The sequence below is a fragment of the Candidatus Halocynthiibacter alkanivorans genome (assembly GCF_003333265.1).
In the GTDB taxonomy this organism is placed as follows: Bacteria; Pseudomonadota; Alphaproteobacteria; order Rhodobacterales; family Rhodobacteraceae; genus Halocyntiibacter_A; species Halocyntiibacter_A alkanivorans.
Genome location: NZ_QOLB01000161.1, coordinates 37,937 through 59,256, shown reverse-complemented (window position 1 = coordinate 59,256; position 21,320 = coordinate 37,937). Strand labels below are relative to the sequence as shown.

Annotated in this window: 18 protein-coding genes; 8 read left to right on the top strand and 10 right to left on the bottom strand. The window is 54.0% G+C overall.

All coding sequences use genetic code 11. The annotated features are described in order from the left end of the window. Window positions 1-153: 153 nt before the first annotated feature. Both DWA01_RS21695 and DWA01_RS21685 read left to right on the top strand, forming a co-directional pair. Window positions 154-801: a hypothetical protein gene (locus tag DWA01_RS21695; RefSeq protein WP_114287901.1), complete on the top strand. Its 648-nt coding sequence runs from the start codon at window positions 154-156 to the stop codon at window positions 799-801. Window positions 802-1,044: 243 nt separating this feature from the next. Beyond that, window positions 1,045-2,169 carry a S8 family serine peptidase gene (locus DWA01_RS21685; RefSeq protein WP_200832643.1) on the top strand — a complete coding sequence of 375 codons (1,125 nt, stop codon included), beginning with the start codon at window positions 1,045-1,047 and terminating at the stop codon, window positions 2,167-2,169. Between the two features lie 292 nt (window positions 2,170-2,461). On the opposite strand, the gene DWA01_RS21680 is transcribed toward DWA01_RS21685, so the two are convergent. After that, on the bottom strand, window positions 2,462-2,668 hold the full coding sequence (locus DWA01_RS21680) for a hypothetical protein (protein WP_114287898.1): 207 nt from the start codon (window positions 2,666-2,668) through the stop codon (window positions 2,462-2,464). A 119-nt stretch (window positions 2,669-2,787) separates the two neighbouring features. After that, a complete protein-coding gene (locus DWA01_RS21675; RefSeq protein WP_114287897.1) occupies window positions 2,788-4,173 on the bottom strand; it encodes an aminotransferase-like domain-containing protein in 1,386 nt (461 codons plus the stop codon). Window positions 4,174-4,297: 124 nt separating this feature from the next. On the opposite strand from DWA01_RS21675, the gene DWA01_RS21670 reads away from it, so the two are divergent. Continuing rightward, on the top strand, window positions 4,298-5,173 hold the full coding sequence (locus DWA01_RS21670) for a DMT family transporter (RefSeq protein ID WP_235008657.1): 876 nt from the start codon (window positions 4,298-4,300) through the stop codon (window positions 5,171-5,173). Window positions 5,174-5,354: 181 nt separating this feature from the next. Here the strand turns inward: DWA01_RS21670 and DWA01_RS21665 are convergent, their stop codons facing one another. Next, window positions 5,355-5,798: a MarR family winged helix-turn-helix transcriptional regulator gene (locus tag DWA01_RS21665; protein ID WP_160116096.1), complete on the bottom strand. Its 444-nt coding sequence runs from the start codon at window positions 5,796-5,798 to the stop codon at window positions 5,355-5,357. 132 nt (window positions 5,799-5,930) lie between these two features. Here DWA01_RS21665 and DWA01_RS21660 point away from each other — a divergent pair, with 132 nt between their 5' ends. From DWA01_RS21660 to DWA01_RS21645, 4 genes are all read left to right on the top strand, one after another. Further along, on the top strand, window positions 5,931-6,287 hold the full coding sequence (locus DWA01_RS21660) for a hypothetical protein (protein ID WP_114287894.1): 357 nt from the start codon (window positions 5,931-5,933) through the stop codon (window positions 6,285-6,287). 554 nt (window positions 6,288-6,841) lie between these two features. Further along, window positions 6,842-7,948 carry an efflux RND transporter periplasmic adaptor subunit gene (locus DWA01_RS21655; protein WP_114287893.1) on the top strand — a complete coding sequence of 369 codons (1,107 nt, stop codon included), beginning with the start codon at window positions 6,842-6,844 and terminating at the stop codon, window positions 7,946-7,948. Window positions 7,949-7,952: 4 nt separating this feature from the next. Further along, entirely contained in the window at window positions 7,953-11,018 is a 3,066-nt protein-coding gene (locus DWA01_RS21650) for an efflux RND transporter permease subunit (protein WP_114287892.1), read from the top strand. After that, entirely contained in the window at window positions 11,011-11,511 is a 501-nt protein-coding gene (locus tag DWA01_RS21645) for a Pycsar system effector family protein (RefSeq protein ID WP_114287891.1), read from the top strand. The genes DWA01_RS21650 and DWA01_RS21645 overlap by 8 nt, the downstream gene beginning before the upstream one ends. Before the next feature lie 412 nt (window positions 11,512-11,923). Here the strand turns inward: DWA01_RS21645 and DWA01_RS21640 are convergent, their stop codons facing one another. The 6 genes from DWA01_RS21640 to DWA01_RS21615 form a co-directional block, all read right to left on the bottom strand. Next, window positions 11,924-13,093 carry a glycosyltransferase family 4 protein gene (locus DWA01_RS21640; RefSeq protein WP_136057806.1) on the bottom strand — a complete coding sequence of 390 codons (1,170 nt, stop codon included), beginning with the start codon at window positions 13,091-13,093 and terminating at the stop codon, window positions 11,924-11,926. A gap of 165 nt (window positions 13,094-13,258) precedes the next feature. Further along, window positions 13,259-14,404 carry a hypothetical protein gene (locus DWA01_RS21635; RefSeq protein ID WP_136057805.1) on the bottom strand — a complete coding sequence of 382 codons (1,146 nt, stop codon included), beginning with the start codon at window positions 14,402-14,404 and terminating at the stop codon, window positions 13,259-13,261. Window positions 14,405-14,537: 133 nt separating this feature from the next. Beyond that, complete coding sequence (locus tag DWA01_RS21630) at window positions 14,538-15,530, bottom strand: sulfotransferase (protein WP_114287888.1); 993 nt, start codon at window positions 15,528-15,530, stop codon at window positions 14,538-14,540. Then, window positions 15,531-17,018, bottom strand: a complete 1,488-nt coding sequence (locus DWA01_RS21625; RefSeq protein ID WP_114287887.1) for a lipopolysaccharide biosynthesis protein — start codon at window positions 17,016-17,018, stop codon at window positions 15,531-15,533. 233 nt (window positions 17,019-17,251) lie between these two features. Further along, window positions 17,252-18,556 (bottom strand): glycosyltransferase family 4 protein, encoded by a 1,305-nt coding sequence (locus tag DWA01_RS21620; RefSeq protein ID WP_235008655.1) that lies wholly within the window; start codon window positions 18,554-18,556, stop codon window positions 17,252-17,254. Window positions 18,557-18,930: 374 nt separating this feature from the next. Continuing rightward, complete coding sequence (locus DWA01_RS21615; protein WP_235008661.1) at window positions 18,931-19,593, bottom strand: sugar transferase; 663 nt, start codon at window positions 19,591-19,593, stop codon at window positions 18,931-18,933. A 516-nt stretch (window positions 19,594-20,109) separates the two neighbouring features. Here DWA01_RS21615 and DWA01_RS21605 point away from each other — a divergent pair. Beyond that, window positions 20,110-20,709: a hypothetical protein gene (locus DWA01_RS21605; protein WP_136057804.1), complete on the top strand. Its 600-nt coding sequence runs from the start codon at window positions 20,110-20,112 to the stop codon at window positions 20,707-20,709. Between the two features lie 53 nt (window positions 20,710-20,762). On the opposite strand, the gene DWA01_RS21600 is transcribed toward DWA01_RS21605, so the two are convergent. Further along, on the bottom strand, window positions 20,763-21,176 hold the full coding sequence (locus DWA01_RS21600; protein WP_114287882.1) for a hypothetical protein: 414 nt from the start codon (window positions 21,174-21,176) through the stop codon (window positions 20,763-20,765). Between the last annotated feature and the right edge of the window lie 144 nt (window positions 21,177-21,320).

Genomic DNA, 21,320 nt, shown 5'->3' with positions numbered 1-21,320 from the left:
AATTGCAGGGGCTTCGGCCCCTTATTTGAGGATATTTTTTTTCTCAAACAGAAACCGGCATACGGGGTCATGCCTAGTCTCTTGGCCTCGGAGATTTGTATGAGGGACAGCACAAACTCTGTCCTGGTTGCACTCTCCAGGACCACTCTGCACATGAGACTGCACAGCGACATATCCGAAGAGGCGGCCCGGGCCCTGCGCCGCACCTGCCAGGCGTTCTGCGCAGCATGGCGCAGCTTCGGGTTCTGGCTGTTACTCAGCTTGGCGATGTCGCTGCCCGCCAGCCAGTTGCAGGCCCAGAGCTTTACCGAGCGCACTTCGGTCATATCTTTCCGCTACGGATCCTCCCTTTCGGACCAGATGAGAGAGGTGCGCCGCGATGGTTATGAACTCGCCGACGGCAGCCCTGTCAGTTTCCGGCAGTGGTACGCCAGCAACCGCAAGGATCTGCAGCTGACATGGCTGACCGAGTTAAACGCGAATTTTGGCCTGCTCTGGGGCGTAAGCACCGGCGAGCGCGGTGAAAAATATCACATCCAGCCCGGGGTGAAAATCGGCGTGCTTTTCCGGACCGACCTGTCGCGCAACAGCTCCCTGTCGCTGTCTGCCACCACCGTTCTGGGCGGCTGGCTGAAAGAAGACAGCTGTGTGGCGGATTATGGCGCCATCGGTGGGGTGCAGACGGTGAACTGCCGGCTTGCGGCCTCGGCGCTGCCGCCGGAGGAAACATTGCAGTATCTGTATAATGAAGCTCCGGCGGATCAGGTTCTGCTCTCCCTGCGTTATTCGTTTCGGTTTTGACGGTAAACGTCCCGGTTCCGGCTGATTGTACACAACCCGTCATCAATTACTCATCGCGCGCCGCAAATGTTAGTATTTTGTCAGGTTTTACGGCCTGCAATTTTGAGTTTGTTAAGGTTTTGATGTAAGCTTTACCTAACGGAAACATTGGAGCAATGGCGCCGGAACACCTTGTTTTGTTCAGTTTGTCCCTTTTGCTCCTCTGCCCGTACACGGGGGAAAACATTTACGTTTGGGGTGAACATGAACATTTTATCGAAATATTCGCTCGGCCTGATGGTCGTATTGGCAGGCAGCCTGGGGTCGGCGCAACTGGTTGTGGCAGATGCGCTGGATGCGACAGTCCAGGCAAAAGGCGGCGGCAAGGGCCCGCCTGACGGCGGCGGCGGCGGCGGTAAAGGCGGCGGTGGCGGAAAAAAGGACAAAAGCACGCCGGAAGAAGATCCCCCTGCTGAAGATCCTCCTGCCGAAGATCCCCCTGCTGAAGATCCTCCTGCCGAAGATCCTCCGGCGGAAGAGCCCCCTGTGGAAAGCCCGCCTGAGGTGAGCGGCACGTATTATTCCTGGATGAACAGCGATATTCAGTCCGCCTGGGATGGAGGATATGTCGGTCAGGGAGTCACCATCACTGTGGTGGATGATTTCGGCAGCGCCTCCTCGTTCGGCGGTAACCTGGGTGACGGAGGCCTGACGCTGCGCCATGGCGAATGGACCCTGAAACAGGCAGGTATGATTGCGCCCGGTGCCACGATGATCGCGGATGATTTTTATTCAGGCGATACCGTTGCCCTCGCCCCAGGCTTTAACGTGCTGAACCTGAGTTACGGCATGTATGCCAATGCGATCTATGATGTGTCACAGATCGGCTGGGGCGCGCAGGAAGCCTCGATCATTTCTTATGCGCAAAACGGCCAGGCGGTGATTTCCAAAGCGGCGGGCAATGATGCGGTCGTTGTTGGCGGCACAAACAGCGATGGCAATGAGGATTTCCTCGCCACCGCGTTGATCGGGGCGCAATCGGCAATTTTTGTCGGCGCTCTGGACTGGAACGGCAGCACGGATAATCAAGCGTCTCTGGCCTGGTATTCCAACACCGCCGGCAACAATACCACCGTGCAGGATCAGTTCCTCGTGGTGGGCGTGGATGGCGGCACCACCGGGCTTTACGGCACCTCGTTTGCCGCGCCCATCGTCAGCGGCTATGCGGCCATTGTTTCCAGCAAATTCACCACCGCTTCTGCGACCCAGGTGGCGAGCCAGTTGCTGACCACCGCGCGGCAGGACACGATTCTGGGCTATAACGCAGCGCTGCATGGTCAGGGCGAAGCCTGTATTTCCTGTGCGCTGGCGCCGGTCTCTGTCAACTGACGACCCGGGCTTCACGGCAGCGGAGACGCTGCCGTGAAGCCCGGGCGTCCCCAGGAGGGACATTCGGGCTATTTTTATTGCAAGCCCGACCTTGCTCCGATCAGGTACATCTTACTCCGATCAGGTACATCTTGCCCCGATCAGGTACATCTTGCTCCGATCAGGTACATGGAGCCGTGCCCGGTGTCATCGGGCGTACCATTGGTGGCAATCGCCGCTTTCAGTAAGTTGGCGGACTCGCGTTCTGCGCCCCGGCGTTCAGTCGGCGTAGCGCGCCGGCAAACACCCAGAGTCACAGTCCGCGCCGCCGTTCAGACGCCACATGCTGGGCCGCTGAGAACCGCAGGCGTGCGGCAAACGCCACCAGCTCGCCAAGGCGCGGTACCATCGTCTCTTCAATACGGGTTTTGATCTGGCGCGCCAGAACCGCTGCCGCTACATCGTTGTTGTTCCGCGCGGTTTTCACGCTTTCCAGTCCATCGGCGCTGCAGGCCGTCATATGCGCGTCGTAAGGTCAATTTCAGCGTCAATTTGGCAGCCGTATCCAATTTGCCAAGCCGGCCACCCTAACCAGTCATTCATCGCAGTATGAATGAAGGTTCACTAAGGGCCGTTCACCTACGCGCGTCTCAACACGCGCCCCAGGACTTTGAAGACTTCGGGGTTTTCCATCTGGCTGACATTGAACCGCATGAAGCTGGTCATGGCCTGGGAAACACTGAATACGTTCCCGGGCGCCAGGACAACTTTGTCAACCAGCGCCGCACGCGCAAGATCTGCGGCGTCTGCCGCGTCCGGCAACTGGCACCAAAGATAAAATCCGCCGCGCGGCATCAGCCAGGGTGTGATCCCGATCGATGTCAGTCTTGTCGCCGTTTCGCGGCGGCAACGGGCAAGGCGCGTGCGCTGCGCCTCCATATGCTTGCGGTAGCTGCCGTCATTGAGGATGGTATAGATCAGCTCAGCGGCCACAGGGCTTGGCCCGCCAAAACTCGTTGCCACCTGCAAATCACTTATGGCCTCAATCCAATCGGGCCGGGCAGCAATATAGCCACAACGGACCGAGGCCGACAGGGTTTTGGAAAAACTGCCGATCCGTATCACGCGGTCAAGCCCGTCAAGTGCGGCAAAGCGCGGTGAGGGCTCTGGTTCAAAGCCCGCGAAAATGTCATCCTCAATGAGGATCAGGTCATGGGCGGTGGCCAGACTCAGAATCTTGTGCGCCACCTGCGGCGAGATCGTAGCCCCCGTCGGGTTATGAAGCGCCGAATTGGTGATGTAGAGACGCGGCTTGTGGCGGATCAGAGCCTGTTCAAATTGTTCGGTATCCGGGCCGTTCCTTGTGTAGGGCACGCCGACCACTTTGGCCTGATGCGCCCGCAGCAAAGCCTGAAAGTTGAAATAACACGGGTCATCCACCAGCACCGTATCCCCCGGGCGGAGCATGAAACGGCAGATCAGGTCAATGGCTTGCGTTCCGGAAGGCGTCAGCAGGATCTGGTCGGGGCCGGTAAATATCCCTTCGTCTGAAAATTGCCGGGCCAGCAGACGGCGCAGGTTCAAAGCGCCGCGTGTGCTGCCATAGTCGGACAGCAGAGCATCGTCTGCCCGTCCCAGGCTGCGAAGCGCGCGCCGCATTGAGGCATTCGGCATCCAGTCGGCAGGCAACCAGCCACAGCCTGGTTTCAACATATCAGGGCTGGCATCCAATGACTGACGCGACACCCAGAAAGGATCAATCGTGCGGTCAAGACGTGGCCCGACTTCGGAAACCGCAAAGGGTTGTGTGGTCGCCGCCACAAAAAAGCCCGCCCCGCGGCGTGCAATGATCACTCCATCTGCGGCCAGATGATCATAAGCGTCCACCACCGTCGAAGGCGACACCTGCATCGTCGCGGCAAAACCCCGGATTGAGGGCAGTTTTTCTCCCGGCTCCAGGGCGCGGCTGGCAATTTTTCGACGGATTGCTTCGATCACCCCGGTGGTGCGTGTCCCGTGTTTCATTGGGTGGTCCCTCAAAGTGTATGAGTGTTTGCGCCAATACAGTTTCTATAAACTGTATTGATCCGTGCCTGTCTGTACCAGCTTCTTTCATCTAAATATGGGTGAAATCTGAAAGGAAAGCACAGTGCAGACAGCGATGGGGCAACGAACAAAAGAAGGGTGGGGCAGCGGGCTGCTTGGCGTCATTATTTTCAGCGGCTCTTTGCCGGCGACCCGCATCGCGGTGAGCGGGTTCAGCCCTGTGTTCCTGACGTCGGCGCGCGCGGTGATAGCGGCTTTGCTTGGCATCGGATTGCTGGTGCTTTTCAACCAATCGCGCCCCGGGCGCAGGGATATCGGATCTCTCGCGATCGTGGCACTTGGGGTGGTTGTGGGTTTTCCGTTGCTCACGGCCATGGCGTTGCAGCATATCACCTCGGCGCGCTCGATTGTCTTTATTGGCCTGTTGCCGTTTGCAACCGCGATTTTTGGTGTCCTGCGCGGTGGTGAAATGCCAAAACCGCTGTTCTGGCTGTTTTCCTGTCTGGGTAGTTTGACCGTTGCGCTCTTTGCCTTGTCTCAGAGTGGCGATGCGTCCTTGAAAGGTGATCTGTTAATGGTGGGTGCTATTGTTTTATGCGGCCTCGGATACGCCGAAGGGGCGACATTATCGCGCCGCCTTGGCGGTTGGCAGGTGATCTCATGGGCGTTGGTTCTGGCGCTTCCTGTAACGGCGCTTCTCGCTCTGAGCAACTTGCCCGATATCTGGACCGGTATCAGTGTGGGAGCGTGGATCAGCCTCGGATATGTTTCAGTTTTTTCCATGCTGGTGGGCTTTGTGTTCTGGTATCGCGGACTGGCCCTTGGAGGCATCGCAGCCGTAGGCCAGTTGCAACTTCTGCAGCCATTTTTCGGACTGATGCTGGCGGGGCTGCTGCTACGGGAACCGGTTGCTTTGAGCATGATCAGCGTGTCCGTATTTGTTGGCTTCTGCGTCGCGGGCGCAAAGCGCTTTGCTTAGCGGGTATCTGCCTACATCCCCTGGTCTACCCGGACGTGGCGACATGTATTTCAATCAGGCACGCTGACTAAAATATTGCGTCACCAACATTTTGACAGAACTGACGAACGGACCGTGACCAGTTCACCGCTGCAATCTTAGCCAATTTATCAGGCTGTATGCATGCCGAATTCAGGGGGGCCTATAGGTTCGCGGAGAGGGCACGTAAAGCCGAGCGCAAATCTTCTATGCCATCTTTGCCAACAATCTCTGCCACATCGGTTTCGATGTGCTCAATCACGCTGGAAATTGCGTCCTGGGCCTTTGCACCGAGCGGTGTGAGACTCGCGATCTTCTCGCGTTTGCCACCCGGCGGATGCTCGAATGATACCGCCCCCATTTCCTGCAGCCGTTGTAGCGATCTGTGGGCAGCCTGACGCGAGATGCCGAGTTTAGTCGCGATTTCTGTCAAACCGCGCGAACGCCGTGCCACCAGCATGGCCACTTTGGCATCTGAAGGACGGACATCTTTCATGCCAGCCTGTTTGCGCAGGTCGCGCGCGCGGTCATCGATCTTTTCGGAGACCTCCTGAACCAACGCTCGAATACTGTCTGACCAGATCAGGTCACTCTTTTCATCACCCATGGTTGACATTTAGAATCGGCGGGCGTAATTGTCAATTATCAACCAAGGGTGATGGATGACGATAGTCGGATTTCCCTCACACAACAGGTTGAAGCCGCACAGCGTCGCTGCGCATTAACCAGGAGAAAGAAAATGAAACTCGGAATGACCCTTCTCATCACAGTTGCTGCAGCAGCGATTTTTGTCGGCGGTGCCATTCGTCCGGCATATAGTGGCACTGAAACTCCGGTAAATCCCATGTTCACAGCGTCAGTTGTTGAGGCGGGGGATCGAAACGGATTTCGCCGTGAAGTGCGCCGTGAAGTGCGGCAGGCGGTTCGCCGGGTAGAGCGGCGCTATGACAATAACCATCATCATTTCTTTCGCGCGTTACCTCGCGGTTGTTCCATCGTCATCAGGCACGGACAGCGCTACTCGTTCTGTGGCGGCGTCTATTACCAGGAGGTGCTCGACGGCAGCCTGACCGCTTACATCATTGTGAACCTCTGAGCGTGATGGCGGGCCAGGACGCCCGACAAGAAAGGCTGAAACCACGAGGTGGATTGCGATCCCTGCGCACGGTAGCTTCCAATTCAACACTTCTGAGCCGCGCAAGCGTTGAAAGCTTTCAGAAACAGAGCCGCGGGCGTATCGCTTTCTACGTCGGCTAAGTGAAGCCGTGCGATGGGTGAGTTGTGGTGTGCCTCAACGTCGGAACTGTGACCCATTAGAAGAAGTGTTGTGACGCGAAAGGCGAGGCTTCCGCCGATCGGGGGGGGCAGATGCAAATTCGGTCTGGGCCAGAGGTGTCCACGAACTTTGCTCCGATGGCTCCGGTGGAAGCGGAGGAATGCTGCCCTGCTTTCAAATTCATCTGTCCAGGCCGCCCTCAGTTTATCTCTGGACCAGCGCAGCAGATCAGGAGATGTGATTTCGGAACGCCATGCCTTTTACGCCTTCGTGTTCGATCGGGATGGCACATATTGTGTTTCGTCAAGCTAATTGCTTTTATGCGATTTTCGCTATCTACTTTACCAAATTGATCAGTCATCGGAGTAACGATTATGATGAGAAATCTTATATTTATTGGACTGGTGCTGATATTGTCCGGGTGCGAAGAAGAGGATCCGAGTGTCGAAAAAATGATCCGTGGCCTGAAGACACATGAAGTGTCCGAAGTGGAGCGTTTCAGTTTGCGTAAATTCCCGGCGGTTTTGGAACCCTCTGAAATCACGACGCTTTCCTTTGAAGTTAACGGGAAACTTCAAGAAATATTGCTTAATGTCGGCCAGCAGGTCAGCAAAGGCGATATTCTGGCGCGGCTGGATCCGGCGTCGCTGCAGCTTCAGGTCGAAGTTGCTGAAACCTCGGTTGTAGAAGCAAATGCGTCTGCGCAAAACGCGGTGAAAAATCTCAAACGGCAACAAGAATTATTTGAACGCGGGGCGACCACCCGTGTCGTGGTAGATGACGCACGCACCCAATCAGAAATTTCCGATGCGGGTCTCGATCAAGCCCAAAAATCCCTTGAGACAGCGATAAACAATCTGGATAAAGCTCAGATAAAGGCGCCATTTGACGGGATCGTTAATTCTGTTGAAGTTGAGTCTTTTGCGACTGTCGGAGTTGCGACACCGATTACCCAGATTTATCCGAGCGATGGTTTTGAAGTCGCGTTTTCAGTGAATTTCGACACGGTCAATCGCCTGGTCGTTGGTAAAAGTGCAACTGTCCGCCTGGCCGATCGCCCTGATATCACGCTAAATGCGGTTGTAAGCGAAATTGGTTCCCGCGCCGATGCTGTCTCGAGTTTCCCGATCGTGCTTGAACTTAAAGAGACGAATCCATTGCTTAAGGCAGGGATGGCGGTCGAGGCGGCGATTGAATTTAAGCTTGCTGTCGCCGAAGGATATACGGTGCCATTGACCGTGGTTATTAACGACGGAAAATCAGGGCAGCCGTCTGGTCCGGGACAACCTTCAATAATGGGCGTTTATGTCTTCGATCCTGATACAAGTACAGTTAAGCGTCGCGAAGTGACTGTCGGTGGTATCAGCGGTAACTCTCTGATCATAATCGATGGGTTGCAGGTCGGCGAACAGATTGCCTCGGCCGGAGTATCGTTCCTCCAGGACGGTCAGGAAGTTAAATTACTTGGCGACGGGGAATAGTCGAATGGAGGGATTAACACGCTTTGGGATCAAAAAGTCACGGCTGACCGTCCTTGTAATGATCGTCATTTTGTTGCTGGGAATTATGACCTATTTTTCGCTGCCAAAACGCGAAAACCCGGCCATCACCATTCGTAGCGCCATCGTCACAGCGCAGTTTCCAGGAATGGCACCTGAACGCGTCGAAGACTTGCTTGCAATACCGCTGGAGCGTGCTGCGCGGGAAATCGGCGAAGTGGATGATATTTCTACACTTGTGACTGTCGGACAAGCACAGCTGACAATTGCACTGTCTGAATCCCTGCCCGGAGAGGCGCTGGACAGCGTGTTTCAGGATCTCCGCACAAAAATGGAAGAGGCGGCCAGCGACTTGCCAGACGGCGCTTATGGCCCGTTCGTTAATACCAACTATGGCGATGTGTCCGTCGCAACGATCGCAGTCACGGGCGAAGGCTTTTCGTACCGGGAATTGTCGGACGCTGCCGAAGACTTGCGCACGGGGCTTTATAAGATCAGCGGCGTGACCAAAGTCTTGTTGTCAGGGGAGCAGGAAGAGAGAATTTGGCTGGAGATCGACAGTCGCCGGTTGGCTAGCGTCGGCGTGCAAATCCAGAAAGTCATCGGCGACCTCCAGGCGCAGAATGTGATCCTGCCGGCAGGGCAGATTGATGCCTCTGGTGTCAATATTGTGCTTGAAGCGAACGGTGATCTGAAGTCCATCGAAGATATCGAGGGTGTTCTGACTCAGATAGAGAGCACATCAGACTTGGTCCGTCTGCGCGATTTGATGACGGTGCGGCGAGGGTATGTCGATCCGATGACGAAACCGGTCTATTTCAACGGAGAACCTGCAGTATTGGTCAGCGTTGAAATGGCCGATGACCGGGACATACAGCAGATCGGGCGAATTCTTAAAACTGAGATTGCCGCACTGGAACAATTGCAACCGATTGGTGTCAGCTACAATGTTTCGACCTTCCAGGAGGGGAATGTAACGGTTGCAATCAACAACGCGCTGACGAATGTAGCGCAGACATTTGTGGTTGTGCTGGCGGTGATGCTTGTGTTCCTGGGGATGCGCCCGGCGCTGATTGTTGCTTGCATTGTCCCGTTCACGGTCACTTTCGCGCTGATAGGTATGTCACTGTTGGGCATCGATCTGGAACAGATTTCGATTGCCGCAGTAATCATCTCACTGGGCTTGCTGGTCGATAACGGCCTGGTTGTCGTGGAAGATATCGAAGTACGAATACGAAAAGGCGCCAGCCCTGAAGACGCCGCCATTCAGGCGGGCGGACAATTTTTTGTCCCGTTGGCGGTCGCTTCGGTTACAACCGTGTCCGCCTTTATTCCGATGCTTATCCTCGAAGGCACCGCAGGCGAATTTGCGTTCTCGCTGGGCGCCGTCGTGGCGATTATGCTGACCGGATCGTGGTTGACTGCGCACTATATCTTGCCATTCCTGGCTGCCAAAACACTGCGCCCGAAGGCTGAGACGGGTGGAGAAAACCGGCTTGTTGCTGCTTATGGCGTGTTAATTCGCAATACCCTGCGTTGGGGCCTGCCCATCATCGTTGTCAGCTACGGGCTGGTCGTTGCAGGTGTTTCAACTTTCGGCAGCCTGCGGTCAGAAATGTTCCCATTGAGTGAGCGGGCAGAATATCTGATCTACCTCGACCTGCCCAAAGGCACATCCATCTCGGCCACAAGAGCAGAAACCCTTGCGGTGGACGCCTGGCTGCGTGACGAAGAGGTCAACCCGGAAGTGCTCAATACGACTGCCTTTGTCGGCCACGGTGGTCCTCGTTTTTACTTAGCTCTGTCGCCAGGAAATACCGATCCGGCAAGCGCGTTCATCGTCGTGAATACCTCATCTTTCGAAGGGGCTGTCGATGCCGCCGAGCGCGCGCGTCGACACCTGTTTGAAAAATTTCCTGCAGCCAGGGCACGTGTGACCCGCTTGTCTATGGGGGGCAGTGAATCTGGCATTGTGGAAGTGTCGATTACCGGACCCGGCGCCAATACCATGCTGGACGCCGCCTTTCGGGTCGAAGCTGGTTTCGCACAAGTGCCTGATATCGTGCTTAATCAGAACGACTGGGGCAACAAGACACTGAAGATTAGTATGGAGATCATCCAGGAAAAAGCGCGGGAACTTGGTACAACTTCGCGTGAAATTTCAGATGTGATGGCAACGTTTTTTACTGGCACGACATACTCGACATTCCGGGAAGGCTCTGACGGCATTCCTATCGTTCTACGCGCCGAAGACGTTTTTCGCGATAGCATTGAGGATCTGGCAAACTTGTCGCTGCCCACCAAATCAGGGCTCATTTCGCTGGATCAAGTCGCCGTCTTCCGCCCGACGCTGGAGTTTTCACAAATTCGTCGTGAAAACCAGGAGCGCCAAATCACAATCTCGGGCAAGAGCAGTGCACTGTCCGCAAGCGAAGTGGAAGCTTTGATCGCTCCGGTTTTGGCAGGTCTCGACCTTGGGCCGGACTATGACGTAAGTATCGGTGGGGAAAGCGAGGACTCCGCAGATGCGAACGCTAAGCTTCTGGCCAGTATGCCGATCGCTGTCATGGTCATGATCGCGGCTTTGGTTTTCCAGTTCAATTCCTTCCGCCGTGTTGCGTTGACGTTTATGACCATTCCTCTGATCGTGGTCGGAGCGCCGCTGGCACTGCTGCTGACGGATATGCCGCTGTCTTTCTTCGGGACACTTGGTTTGATATCTTTGATGGGAATTATCATCAACAATGCGATCGTACTGATCGACCAAATCGACATAGAACGTGAAACGCTCGCGCTTGACGATGCCATTGTTACGGCAGCCAAAAAGCGCGTAACGCCTGTTTTGCTGACGTCTCTGACAACTGTACTCGGGCTGTTGCCGATGGCGCTCATTGGGGGTGCATTGTTTGAACCAATGGCGACTCTTATGATTGGTGGATTGGTGTTTGCATCCCCATTGACCCTGGTTTTTGTTCCGCCCGCCTATCGCTTGTTTTTCCGTGGGGCGGTGGCTCAGCAGGAATCTGCGACGGGCGAAAACATCAATGCCTGACGGAAAGGAAGCAAGCATCCGGATTTCGGTGTTAATGGCCGCGCTGGGCGAGGCAAACACCGCCGTCCGTGCGTATGATACAAAAGCGCAGATCGCGGTCGTTGGCTATATTTTCTCGCTTGGGATCGCCGGACAGCTCCAGACGATACTTGTTCCGGATGCGACTTTGAATACTTGGAAAGTGGTTGCTTTCTGGCTGATATTTATGATCCCAATCTTACAGTTCGGATTGGTTCTGTACCCCTCCCGGGCGACGTTAAACAGCGGGCATCGTGACGATAGTGGTATCCTCTACATCGAAGATAATCCCGAAATCTCAGAAGCTGAGTTTGTGGACGCGGTGCGCCAGTGTGATCCATTCAACGAAGTCTGCTGTGAACTTTTGCGCGTATCTCAATTGCGGCACAAAAAACGAAAACGATTTGTCTTCGGGCTGGGGTTAACGATGGTTGCCTATTTTGCCCTGTTCGTCGTGCAGATTTTAGTGTCCTGAACTGCTTAACCAATGCAGAGAACCCAATGAGAAGCCGCAGCGTAGCGTGGCGCGGCCGTTAATCCGTACATAGTCTTACGGAGTGCTTTATCGTTTGCGCATTGATGCATACAGTGCGACGTTTATTCGCCAGGCCGTTCATTTTGGAGGCGGGTTAGCTGACAGCTCTCTGCAAGCATGTCGCGGCTCTCATCTGCGCTCAGACCGGCTGCGCGATGCCATTTGCCATGGAACCAGCCAGCTATGAGAGGGACTGCCTCCCGACGGGATGCGAGAGGCACGATTATGACGCCATCGCGGCAACGGGCGGTATTCCGTCACCTGGTCTCGCTTAAATCATGCGGCTTGCGGCGCCAGAAACTCTGGCGACGGGTAAATCCGGGCAAGGACAGATCCGGTATTCAGCGCTCTTTCACTTGCGGGCCAGATGAACAATATCCGCCGCACGGTCGCTCCACAAAAAATCGGACCGGGCATGGTGCCAGGCGCTTTCCTGGATGCGGTTCAAAAGCGGACAGTCTTCAATAGTCTCCGCAACCGTGATCATTGCGTCCCGATATGAGTTGCAGGAAATGAAGTCTGTACCCGGGGCAAATCCTGTTCCAGCCATAGCCTCAGGAAAGGCCAGAACAGGAACACGGTGAAAAACGTAATCCAGTATCTTTAGCTTAAATCCGCCGCCAAGCCGTTCCAGAACCAATGCAATCCGCACATCTTTCAACACATCAGACAGATCTTCAAAGGCGCCGGTGAATTGGACACTGGTATATTTCTTTCTGAGCTTCTCAATAAGATCAGCAGGCATATTCCCCGCCACTCTGAGCTGGAAAAATGGCAGGTTCGCGGTTTTGAGGCGATTGACGTAGGCATCCAGAATGTCAAAAAGATTCCGCTGTTTTGCATTCCAGAAGAATGATCCGACCAGCGCAACAACCAGGGGCACTGAAGCGTCAATATGGCGGGCGGGAAGTCTGGCACCGGAATACCCGGGTTTGAGCAATATGGATGGTGTGGCCGGCATTTCCTTTTGGTACCAGCGCAGATCGGTTTCGCTTATGGCGGTCATGCCATCGACGCGGTTCATAAGGCGCCTTTCCAGGCCGCTGTATTTTGAGGCATCAAAAATCTGGAGCAATCTTTTGAGCGGGTTTTTTATTGCATGTGCGATTGTGGGCCGGATTACAGTGTCGACATTGTGCGACAGGTAGATTTTCCGCGACGCGCCCAATACGCCGGCAACAGATCCGGTGCAGGATTCGTTCAGAATCGTAACTTCGAAATCGCCTAGCGCGACGCGCTTTGAAATGTCGCGAAGATCGCTGCGCGATACTGTCCGGGAAGCCTGGCGCGGATCGCGCGAAATCAGGGACATAAGGTCCCGCCGACGGTCCACTTTCGGGTGCCCGGCAATCCAGGTTATGCGACCGTTTTTAGCGGGGGCTACGGGCAATCCGCCACAACAGTATACCGTTAACTCAACGTCGTTTCTTTCTGCCAGCGCCTCAATGATGCCGCCGGTAAACTGAAAATCTCCAGAATGGGCGGGGTAGGGGTAAGCTTTGGTAATAAAGAATATTTTCACAAAAATTCCCCCTTGTTTAGTCAGGGCGCCAATCAACAAGCAGATATTGAATTGCGCCGCCTGAGCAGCCCGCAGAAGCCTCTCTGCCCGAAAGCTGCAATGCCAGCCGCCAGAGATCCGAAACAGACAAATGACTTAGCTTCTGAACAGGTCTGAGACACCATTTTAATCCATTTCAGGTTGAGCGGTGATTGATGCCTCGCTCGCTCGTAAGGTCGCAAGGACAAGGAAAACAGGTCCCCACAATATAGGTGTATTAACAGACCCGACTGTTGCGCCGTACAAAACGAAAAAAAGGAAGAACTGCGTTCGATGGTCACCTGCCAGTCTGCCAACAAGGCGCGAGAGCAGTACAATGAACAGGAGCGTTCCCAGAACACCAAACTGTAATATCAGCGCAAAGTGAATGTTGCCAAAAACGAAAGATCCGACCGATTGGTTTCTGACAAACCAGGGCACGTTATCGGCACTCAGAGCAGCTATAATGAAATTGTGAAGCGATGCCTCAGCGCCAAGACCTGATCCAAACAGCGGCCGTTCCTGAAGTACGTGATATGCGACCTGCATCGGCCGAACCAATCTCAGATATGCGCTGGGTTCGAGAGCAGTTCCATCCAGGCCCAGGCGACCAACGGCTTCGGGACCGATTATGAAGGCCGCTGAAACGGCCACAACCAACAGCATAAGCATTGAGCTGAACAGTCGGGGATACTTATTCCTGGCAAATAAAAACGGATGAATAATGGTCATCAGAGCGCCGGGCAGAAGCGCGGCGCTTTGCACCGCGAACATGCTCAAAATTGCAATCAACGTAAGCATATTTAGTGGGCTTCGGGACTTAGCTGTTAATGCAGCCAGATATAAAAATAAACCGAGAAACTTCGCCAAATGAGAGGGTTCTGAAGTGAATAATTTTGGACGTATAAACCCATATTGCTGAATGTCTCGCAGATCATTTACGTAGAGGATTTCAGACGTAAAAACGTAGCTTCTGAAGCTATTGCTTAAGTCGCGAATGAGCCCGAGGTTCTCTAACAGCGCGCCGGAAAAAATGATTAATGACAGAAGCTTGAAGAACCTGTGTAGCTTTTCTACGTCGCGTTCCCGGGCGACCAGATATGTGCCAAACCCTGCCATAATTGAGAGGAAATATATCCCCAGGGAACGGATCCGCCCAAGGACTTCTTGCGACGTTGCACCAGGCAGATCGCTCAGGGAAACCGAAAGCGTACCGAGAAGAACCAGTGCTGCGACGGCAAGATATTCGGATTTTGTGGCTGGCCGCAACAATGCTGCCAATACCCCTGACACCAGGTAAGGTCCGTATGGTATCCAAAGCTCAATCTGGAGATACAGAACTATAATTATAATGGGTAGAAACAGGCCTGCGCCTGGCCTGTTGTTGTTTCTGTCATGGTTCATACCAGAATATATTTTATCAAATTTACCCTGATACATTTTGGAAACTGATATGCCGGGTGGCGTTTTGGGACTTATAGGGGCAACCTGGAAAACAATCCAAAATTCGTTGTATTGAAACAATTTCCGGAGGAGTGAGCTGATGCGTCCACCGGCTGATAACAGACTTTGTATTGCCGGACTTTATTGCGTCACATGTGGAGGCTTCGCTCAGTGTTTTAACCGAGACAGAGGGGCGTCCTGCCATCTTTTCCATTTTTTTCGTTACCGTTAAACTGCAGTGCTCAGCAACCATTGAAATTGTAGCTTCGGGGCGTTGCACAAGGTCTTCGTAAAAAACTGTAATTCCACCAGAGGAGACCGGGCTGAAGAGCGGCAGGTTTTCGCAGCACCAACCTAACACGAAGCGCTCCAGAGCTTGCCCGCCATGCCTGATCCATTCAAATATCTCGCGCTGAGGTTCAGACAGTACCGCGTCAACAAACCCCGAGCGGGCCCGGAAATGCGCGAGTTTGTCGTCCCAACCATTGCGACGGCAGGATATCGCTTGTGGAACCGGGTGTCGGAAGTATCGCACAATCAGAAATCCCATTTCTTCAAAAAGGGCCTCCAGGTAATGGGCGTCGGTGGTTTTCAGAACGCAGCGACTGGTGCGAAAATGAAAATCTGATGACCAGAAACGCCAGGGCTCCTGAACATGGATTGAGCCAGATGTGATCTTTTTTATGTAGTCCTTAAGGGCGTCCCGTTCTTCGCTTTCTGGTTCAAGGAAGAAGCCACCCGCAGGCCATGGCAAATGGGTCATCTGGTGTGCTGTCGCGACGGCTGGTGCGAAGGGTTGATTGATTGTTTTCAGGCCACGCGCCCGGCCCAAAATCTGCATCAGCAGGGTTGAGCCACTGCGGCGCGAGCCGATGAGTGCGATATTCGGCTGTCCGCCTGGACGATGGCGATTGCACGTTTCCCAGATGGCTTGCCGCAGCAATTGGCGGCCAAGGAATATTGTCCCCTCAAGCATTCAGGGCTCCATCGGATTGGGGTGTTGGAAACCACCGTTGCGATACAGGGAACCAAGGACAACGGCGCTTGCCGCCGCGACAATAAGGCTGACAGAGCCAAGCCGAAATTCCGCGCTGTGGTCTGTGAGACCCGCAAATAGTCCCAGGGAAAATACGATAAATGCCGTCCAAAACAGCAGGATATTTGCCCAGCGAATTTGACTAAGACTTGCGAATAAAAGACCAGCCCGGCTTTCGGCCCACCAGGCGATAAGCGCCGCAGTCAATATTTGAGAAAATGCATATATTGCGCAAAATGTGGGAATTGGATTTGGGAGCAGCAGTAAAGCGGAAGTGCCAAATACACCGCTGATGAGCAGTCCCGCGAGGCCAGCCCAGGCAATCCGGTTGGCATATCCAAAGGCATTCAACGCCCAAAAAAACGGGACTGAGAGGCTGTTTATCATAATGCCAATGGTGATAAGCCGCGTTGCAGAAATTTGGGTTTGTGTCGTCTGTCCCAGCCACAGACCCAAGATATCTTCGGCGGCAATTAACAAAAATATGCAGGCAGGTACGACAATAAGCAGCTGAACTAAAAAGCCGTTCCGCAACATGATTGTTACAATCGGGCGGTCGCTAGATTTTTGCAGATTTGACAAGCCGGGAAATAAGACACGCATAGCTTCGCTCACCGACTGGCTCAAAACTGTTGGAACTCTCAGCGCGATCGTAAAGACCCCGAGGGCGGCGTTTCCTGCAATGGAAGCGATCAATATTTGTAATACGGGCTGTCGGACCCGGTTGATGGCGTCAGCCATGCCAAATCCGCGCGAAAGTTGCCGTATGTCGGAAAAATTTGCAGAGGTGGCCGCGGTGACAGACTTAAGATCAGGACCACGAACAATAAATCCCGCGAACAGCAATTCACAGAATCCGGCAAATGCTAAGGCGGCGCCAAAGAGAACCGGAGCAGGGAGGTCAATAGGCGCGTAGAAGGTGAAAATGAGACTGGTTTGCACCGCGACACGAACGATTGATTTCAGGTTGAAATAATACTGTTGGTACCGCCCAAGCCGAAAGCAGATCAGCCAGTTCGAAGCCAGTTGAAAACAGGCCGCCAGCCCGGCAAGCCCCCAGGCGATCACTATTTCGCTGTAAGCCCCGCTGGTAAGACAGATTAGAAAATGTGCCGAAACTCCCAGACAGATGAGGCCGGCAAGACGCGTCAGAAGCCAGCGGACCAACGGGGCAGCTTCGACCGCCCCTTTGATTGCAATCACTCTTGTCAAAGCATTCGTCAGACCGAAATCAAGTACCAGCACATACATCAGAATCGCGTTGAGCAGCGACCAAGTTCCGACCAGTGCCACGCCGCCTTCACGGGCAAACCAGCCCAGAAGTACCAGGTTGAGCGTGGCATTCAGGAAACAGGTTAAAATTGTCACGCCGCCGGTCCGCAAGAAATTGCGGCGGACCTGGAAAATGATCTCTGTACCGGTTTTCATTCCCGAGCCAGAACCGGGGGACACGGCAAGACGCGCCCGAACCTTCGCCGGAAGCGGGGCGGGGTCTGACCGGTTATCGCAACCGGTTCTTGAGAAAACCCGTCGTGAACCGCGGCCTGGCCAGCACGCCGCAAGCCTGAAGCAACAGAAGAATAATATTGTCTCTTCCGCGATACAGGTTTTGGCGGGCGTCTGACGGTTCCTTGCATTGTTATCTCCCAAAAGAACGTGCGTTAATCTGAGCGCATGTGTTTCCGATGGCCCGGCAGCGATTGGACATTCTGTGTCTGACGTCGGGCTGCCCTGAATACCTGCTCAAACCTGTCTGCTATTGGCGTAAGGACAAAAGCCTTCTCCGCGTAAGCGCGGCCTGCTTTTCCAGCAGCTACTGCGGTCTCAGGAAATTGAGCATACGCCCTGGCGGCCGATACGAAGCTTTCGATGTCTTCGGGCGGGACGACTTTACCGGCGCCGGTTTCGAGCAGGATCTTCGCTGCGAGATTGTCCTTTGGTGCTGCAAGGACGATCGGGCGTCCGGCACAAAGGTAGGACAGAATTTTCGATGGCACTGAGAAGGTGCCGGCTTCTCGTTCAATCACAGCCAGCAGAATATCGCCAGAAGCGAGAACCTCGTCAAACAGATCAAATGGCTGGAGCGGTAAAACACGCATATTTTTAACTTCTCCCGACGCAACAGCTGCCAGCAGTGTTTCAGCGCCAGCCCCGGATGAGACCAGGACAACCTCCTGAGTGTCCGGCAATGAGTTGGCCAGAGCTGCCAACAAGGCCGGGTTGTGTTTCAGAGCCAGTGTACCGGAATAGAGATATCGCGTTTCTGCCGTCATGCCCTGCGCCGCTGCCCAGGAATTCGAGCGGGCCAGAACACTGATTTTGTCAATGGCGCCCCAATTCGGAATTACGGAAACCTTATCTCGCGCAATGCGCCAGCAATCTGTCTGATCACAGAACGCGTCTGTGATGTGGACGACTTTGGTGGCGCGTCTCATTTGCCTTCGTTCAAGGAAACGGTAATAGCCCCCTATCAGATGCCCTGGCCCCGGCAGTTTCGTTGCCAGCAGCCGCGACGCAGCAATGGAATAGAAGTCCTGGCACCAATAGATAAATGGGACATCTGTATCGATACACGCTGCAACGATCCGTTCCTGGGATTCAGTCGGTGTATTCCCGGAAATAACAATATCGGGGCAGGTCGTTCGAATGTGGCTGGCCAGTGCACGACCATAGGCTATGTCGCCAGACCGTCGCCGTATGAAATTGGTTTTTGAATAGGTAATATCGCCACCTAACGGCAGGAAATGCAGCCCCTCAGCATCATTCTCTGCGCGTTGTAACTGGCCCTTGGGGCCTGGGTCAGCGGCGAAATAGGCATGTGTCACGCGATGGCCACGCCGCGCAAGTTCCCGCGACAGTTCCACCGGAGCCGGGTGACCCGCATAGTCATGCACCAGGATATTCATCCGAGGAGATACATTGGTTCCTGGCCATGCATGCGGGCGAACTTGTTTGAAATCATACATGGGTCACATCCTCTCCTTCCCGCAAAGTTTGTGTTGTGGTCCGATGCATATCTTTTTGTATCTGGTCGCTGGTGAGGCGTCGGCCCCAAATGCAGGGCTTACTGTTTCACCCGCATTTCCGTAGCCCTGTTGTATCTCGTGCTAAAAGAGTTCCCGCTGGCTTTGCCAATGGTCCGTAATACACTCGGGTTGGCAGACGTCATTATTCTGTCTGCGCGCAAAGGTGCGCTTCGTTTCATTCCAATCCCCTGGTAAAAAACACAACGATATTTATTTTCAACTTTAAGCGAACCGGGTGAATGTCCCATCCGAAGCAGCGTTTCCAAAGTGCAGTGGATCAAACTGAGAGCAACGGCTGTCCGGAACGTTACAACTCACTGCCCGGTTTGCTTGAGCACAGCAGTTGCGGTTTGCGATATGATCCATAAGTCCAGAGCAAAGCTTTTCCTTTGAGCGTATCGGGTATCGAATTCAACGCGCTCGTCGTAGCTGGCAGAATTCCTGCCGGACACTTGCCAAAGGCCGGTAATTCCTGGTGTCGTCGCAAGATAAGCACTCCTGGACAGGCCATATTTTCTCAACTCTCTCTGCGTGACCGGGCGCGGACCGACAAAGCTCATTTCCCCTTTTAATACGTTCAGAATTTGAGGAAGTTCATCCAGGCTTGTTTTGCGGATAAAACTGCCGAATTTGGTAATGCGCGGGTCGTCAACAAGTTTGAAATTTCTCAGCCACTCCCTTGCGGCGACGGGCTCGCTGGCCAGGTGGTCTTTGAGGGTAAGTTCCGCGTCCAAAACCATTGAACGGATCTTCCAGCAGCGGAACTCCTGGCCATTTCTGCCGGTTCTCGTATGGCCAAAAAAACCGGAACCACCGTCACAACTGACAATCAACCAAAGCATCAGAATAACCGGGCTGATTACTGGCAAAAGCAGGAGCGCGAGCAGCAGGTCAAAAATTCGTTTTCCGAAACGCGAATACAGCGTCGAACGAAACGAAAAAAGAACCTGATGTTTGGCGGATGTCGTTGCCGAAATATCAATCACAACATCGGACCTCACTAATGAAAGCGGTAAGTAAACCGATTAAGAGACCCCAGATTTATTTAGCCCTAATTGACAAAAAAGTCGAGCGATTCTTAATGAAGCGTTACGCCTTTAAGGCGATCGCGGGCGAACTTTGGACGCGAAATTATCTTGCTGACGGCGCCGGAAACGAAGCGGAATTATTGGTCGTTCTGATTTGTGTGGTACGGTAATCAGTTTAATTTGCAGCATTTTTAACCGGTGCTTCCGGACCTTAAACACCGGCGAATCTGGCGCTGGTCTTGCCTGTTAGCCGGTTGAAATTTGACTTAAAAAAACCGCTAAACGTGTCTCTGAATGACGCGATTTCGAGACGAAACAGACAACAATAATTGTCTGAACTGGTGATGGCCCGGCCGTGAGTCGCTGCGATTCGTGCCACGGGTTGCGGGCGCGGTCCCTAAAATTTTCATCAAATGGTGGCATCTTCCGGGCGTCACGATAAGAACATTTTTACGCGGCGAAGGTTTGATCATTACAGGCGACGAGACGGGCTTGTCGTCATGTCGCGGCGGGTACGTGCGCCAGTATGGTGAAACCATGACACTGCATCGCTTGCAAGGGGACGACGCGCGTTGGCTGCACCGGCCTGCTGCATTGTTTTACGCCCCTGGTCGAGCACTAATGTTGCTGGCGGCGCCGGTTTTGGCCATTTTCCTGTTGTCGCTGCCCGTGGAGGCGGCACAAAAAACCCACGGCATAATTGTGCGGGATGATCCTGGGGGGAACCTCGCGCAGCGCGTTGCGCTGATCGAAAAAATCCGGCGTTCGGGGCGACATGTCGAAATTCGCAGCGGTTATTGCATGTCTGCCTGTACGATGTATCTGGGGCTTCAGGACACTTGCGTCATGGCAGATGTAACATTCGGTTTTCATGGCCCGGGTTCGTCGCGATATGGCTTCGCTCTGCCGCCCAGGGAATTCGAGTACTGGTCTGCGGTTATGGGATCTTATTATCCGGCGTCGTTGCGCCATTGGTACATGGAAACCGGGCGTATGATTACAGTCGGGTTTTATGAGATGAGTGGCCGCGAGCTAATCCGGATGGGCATTTCTGAATGCGCATAATCACAGAAAACGCCCGATATTTCGAACGCTTTCCAGCATTCAGGTCGAAACATTTATGCAGGGCTGGCGCCCACGGCGGTGGTTGTGTCTACGGAACCGGCGCCACCTTCGGAGGCAATTGTCGCAACCTCGCGAATTTGCTCGGCCTGAGTGGGATCCGTTGACGCGACTGCGACGGTCCGCAACGTATCAGCAAGCGCAGCGGCAACAGCGGGCGTTTCCTGGGCCGCAGTCACAATGGAAGAGGCGAGAACACCAAGCTGTGTATTTATGGCCGCGGCGGACAATTCTGCGACCTTCAACTGGGCGATGATCTGAGCGACGAGTGCCTGACACTGTGTGGACGAGGCCGCACAAACAGCGGTCACCTGTGCAGAATCAAAAGTGGCAGCCTGCGCGCGTGCTGCAGAGGGAGTCGAGATCGCGCCCACTGCGGCGAAGGATATTGCAATAACGATGTTTTTCATGGGGTAGCCTCATACAGAAAAAATCTGTGTGTAATAAACTGGCCTGCTTATGCGCGAAGCACATTAGTGTAAGGAAATTTGAAAATCACTAACAATATCAGGATCTGGTATGCGATACTGGATTGATATCAAGCCGCGCGTCTT

Excerpts from the sequence above, each read along its gene's own strand:
- DWA01_RS21650 (WP_114287892.1), top strand. The coding sequence starts at position 7,953 with ATGGAGGGATTAACACGCTTTGGGATCAAAAAGTCACGGCTGACCGTC.
- DWA01_RS21675 (WP_114287897.1), bottom strand. The coding sequence starts at position 4,173 with ATGAAACACGGGACACGCACCACCGGGGTGATCGAAGCAATCCGTCGA.
- DWA01_RS21630 (WP_114287888.1), bottom strand. The coding sequence starts at position 15,530 with ATGCTTGAGGGGACAATATTCCTTGGCCGCCAATTGCTGCGGCAAGCC.
- DWA01_RS21620 (WP_235008655.1), bottom strand. The coding sequence starts at position 18,556 with ATGTATGATTTCAAACAAGTTCGCCCGCATGCATGGCCAGGAACCAAT.
- DWA01_RS21665 (WP_160116096.1), bottom strand. The coding sequence starts at position 5,798 with ATGGGTGATGAAAAGAGTGACCTGATCTGGTCAGACAGTATTCGAGCG.
- DWA01_RS21685 (WP_200832643.1), top strand. The coding sequence starts at position 1,045 with ATGAACATTTTATCGAAATATTCGCTCGGCCTGATGGTCGTATTGGCA.
- DWA01_RS21655 (WP_114287893.1), top strand. The coding sequence starts at position 6,842 with ATGATGAGAAATCTTATATTTATTGGACTGGTGCTGATATTGTCCGGG.
- DWA01_RS21600 (WP_114287882.1), bottom strand. The coding sequence starts at position 21,176 with ATGAAAAACATCGTTATTGCAATATCCTTCGCCGCAGTGGGCGCGATC.
- DWA01_RS21660 (WP_114287894.1), top strand. The coding sequence starts at position 5,931 with ATGAAACTCGGAATGACCCTTCTCATCACAGTTGCTGCAGCAGCGATT.
- DWA01_RS21625 (WP_114287887.1), bottom strand. The coding sequence starts at position 17,018 with ATGAAAACCGGTACAGAGATCATTTTCCAGGTCCGCCGCAATTTCTTG.
- DWA01_RS21645 (WP_114287891.1), top strand. The coding sequence starts at position 11,011 with ATGCCTGACGGAAAGGAAGCAAGCATCCGGATTTCGGTGTTAATGGCC.
- DWA01_RS21695 (WP_114287901.1), top strand. The coding sequence starts at position 154 with ATGAGACTGCACAGCGACATATCCGAAGAGGCGGCCCGGGCCCTGCGC.
- DWA01_RS21680 (WP_114287898.1), bottom strand. The coding sequence starts at position 2,668 with ATGACGGCCTGCAGCGCCGATGGACTGGAAAGCGTGAAAACCGCGCGG.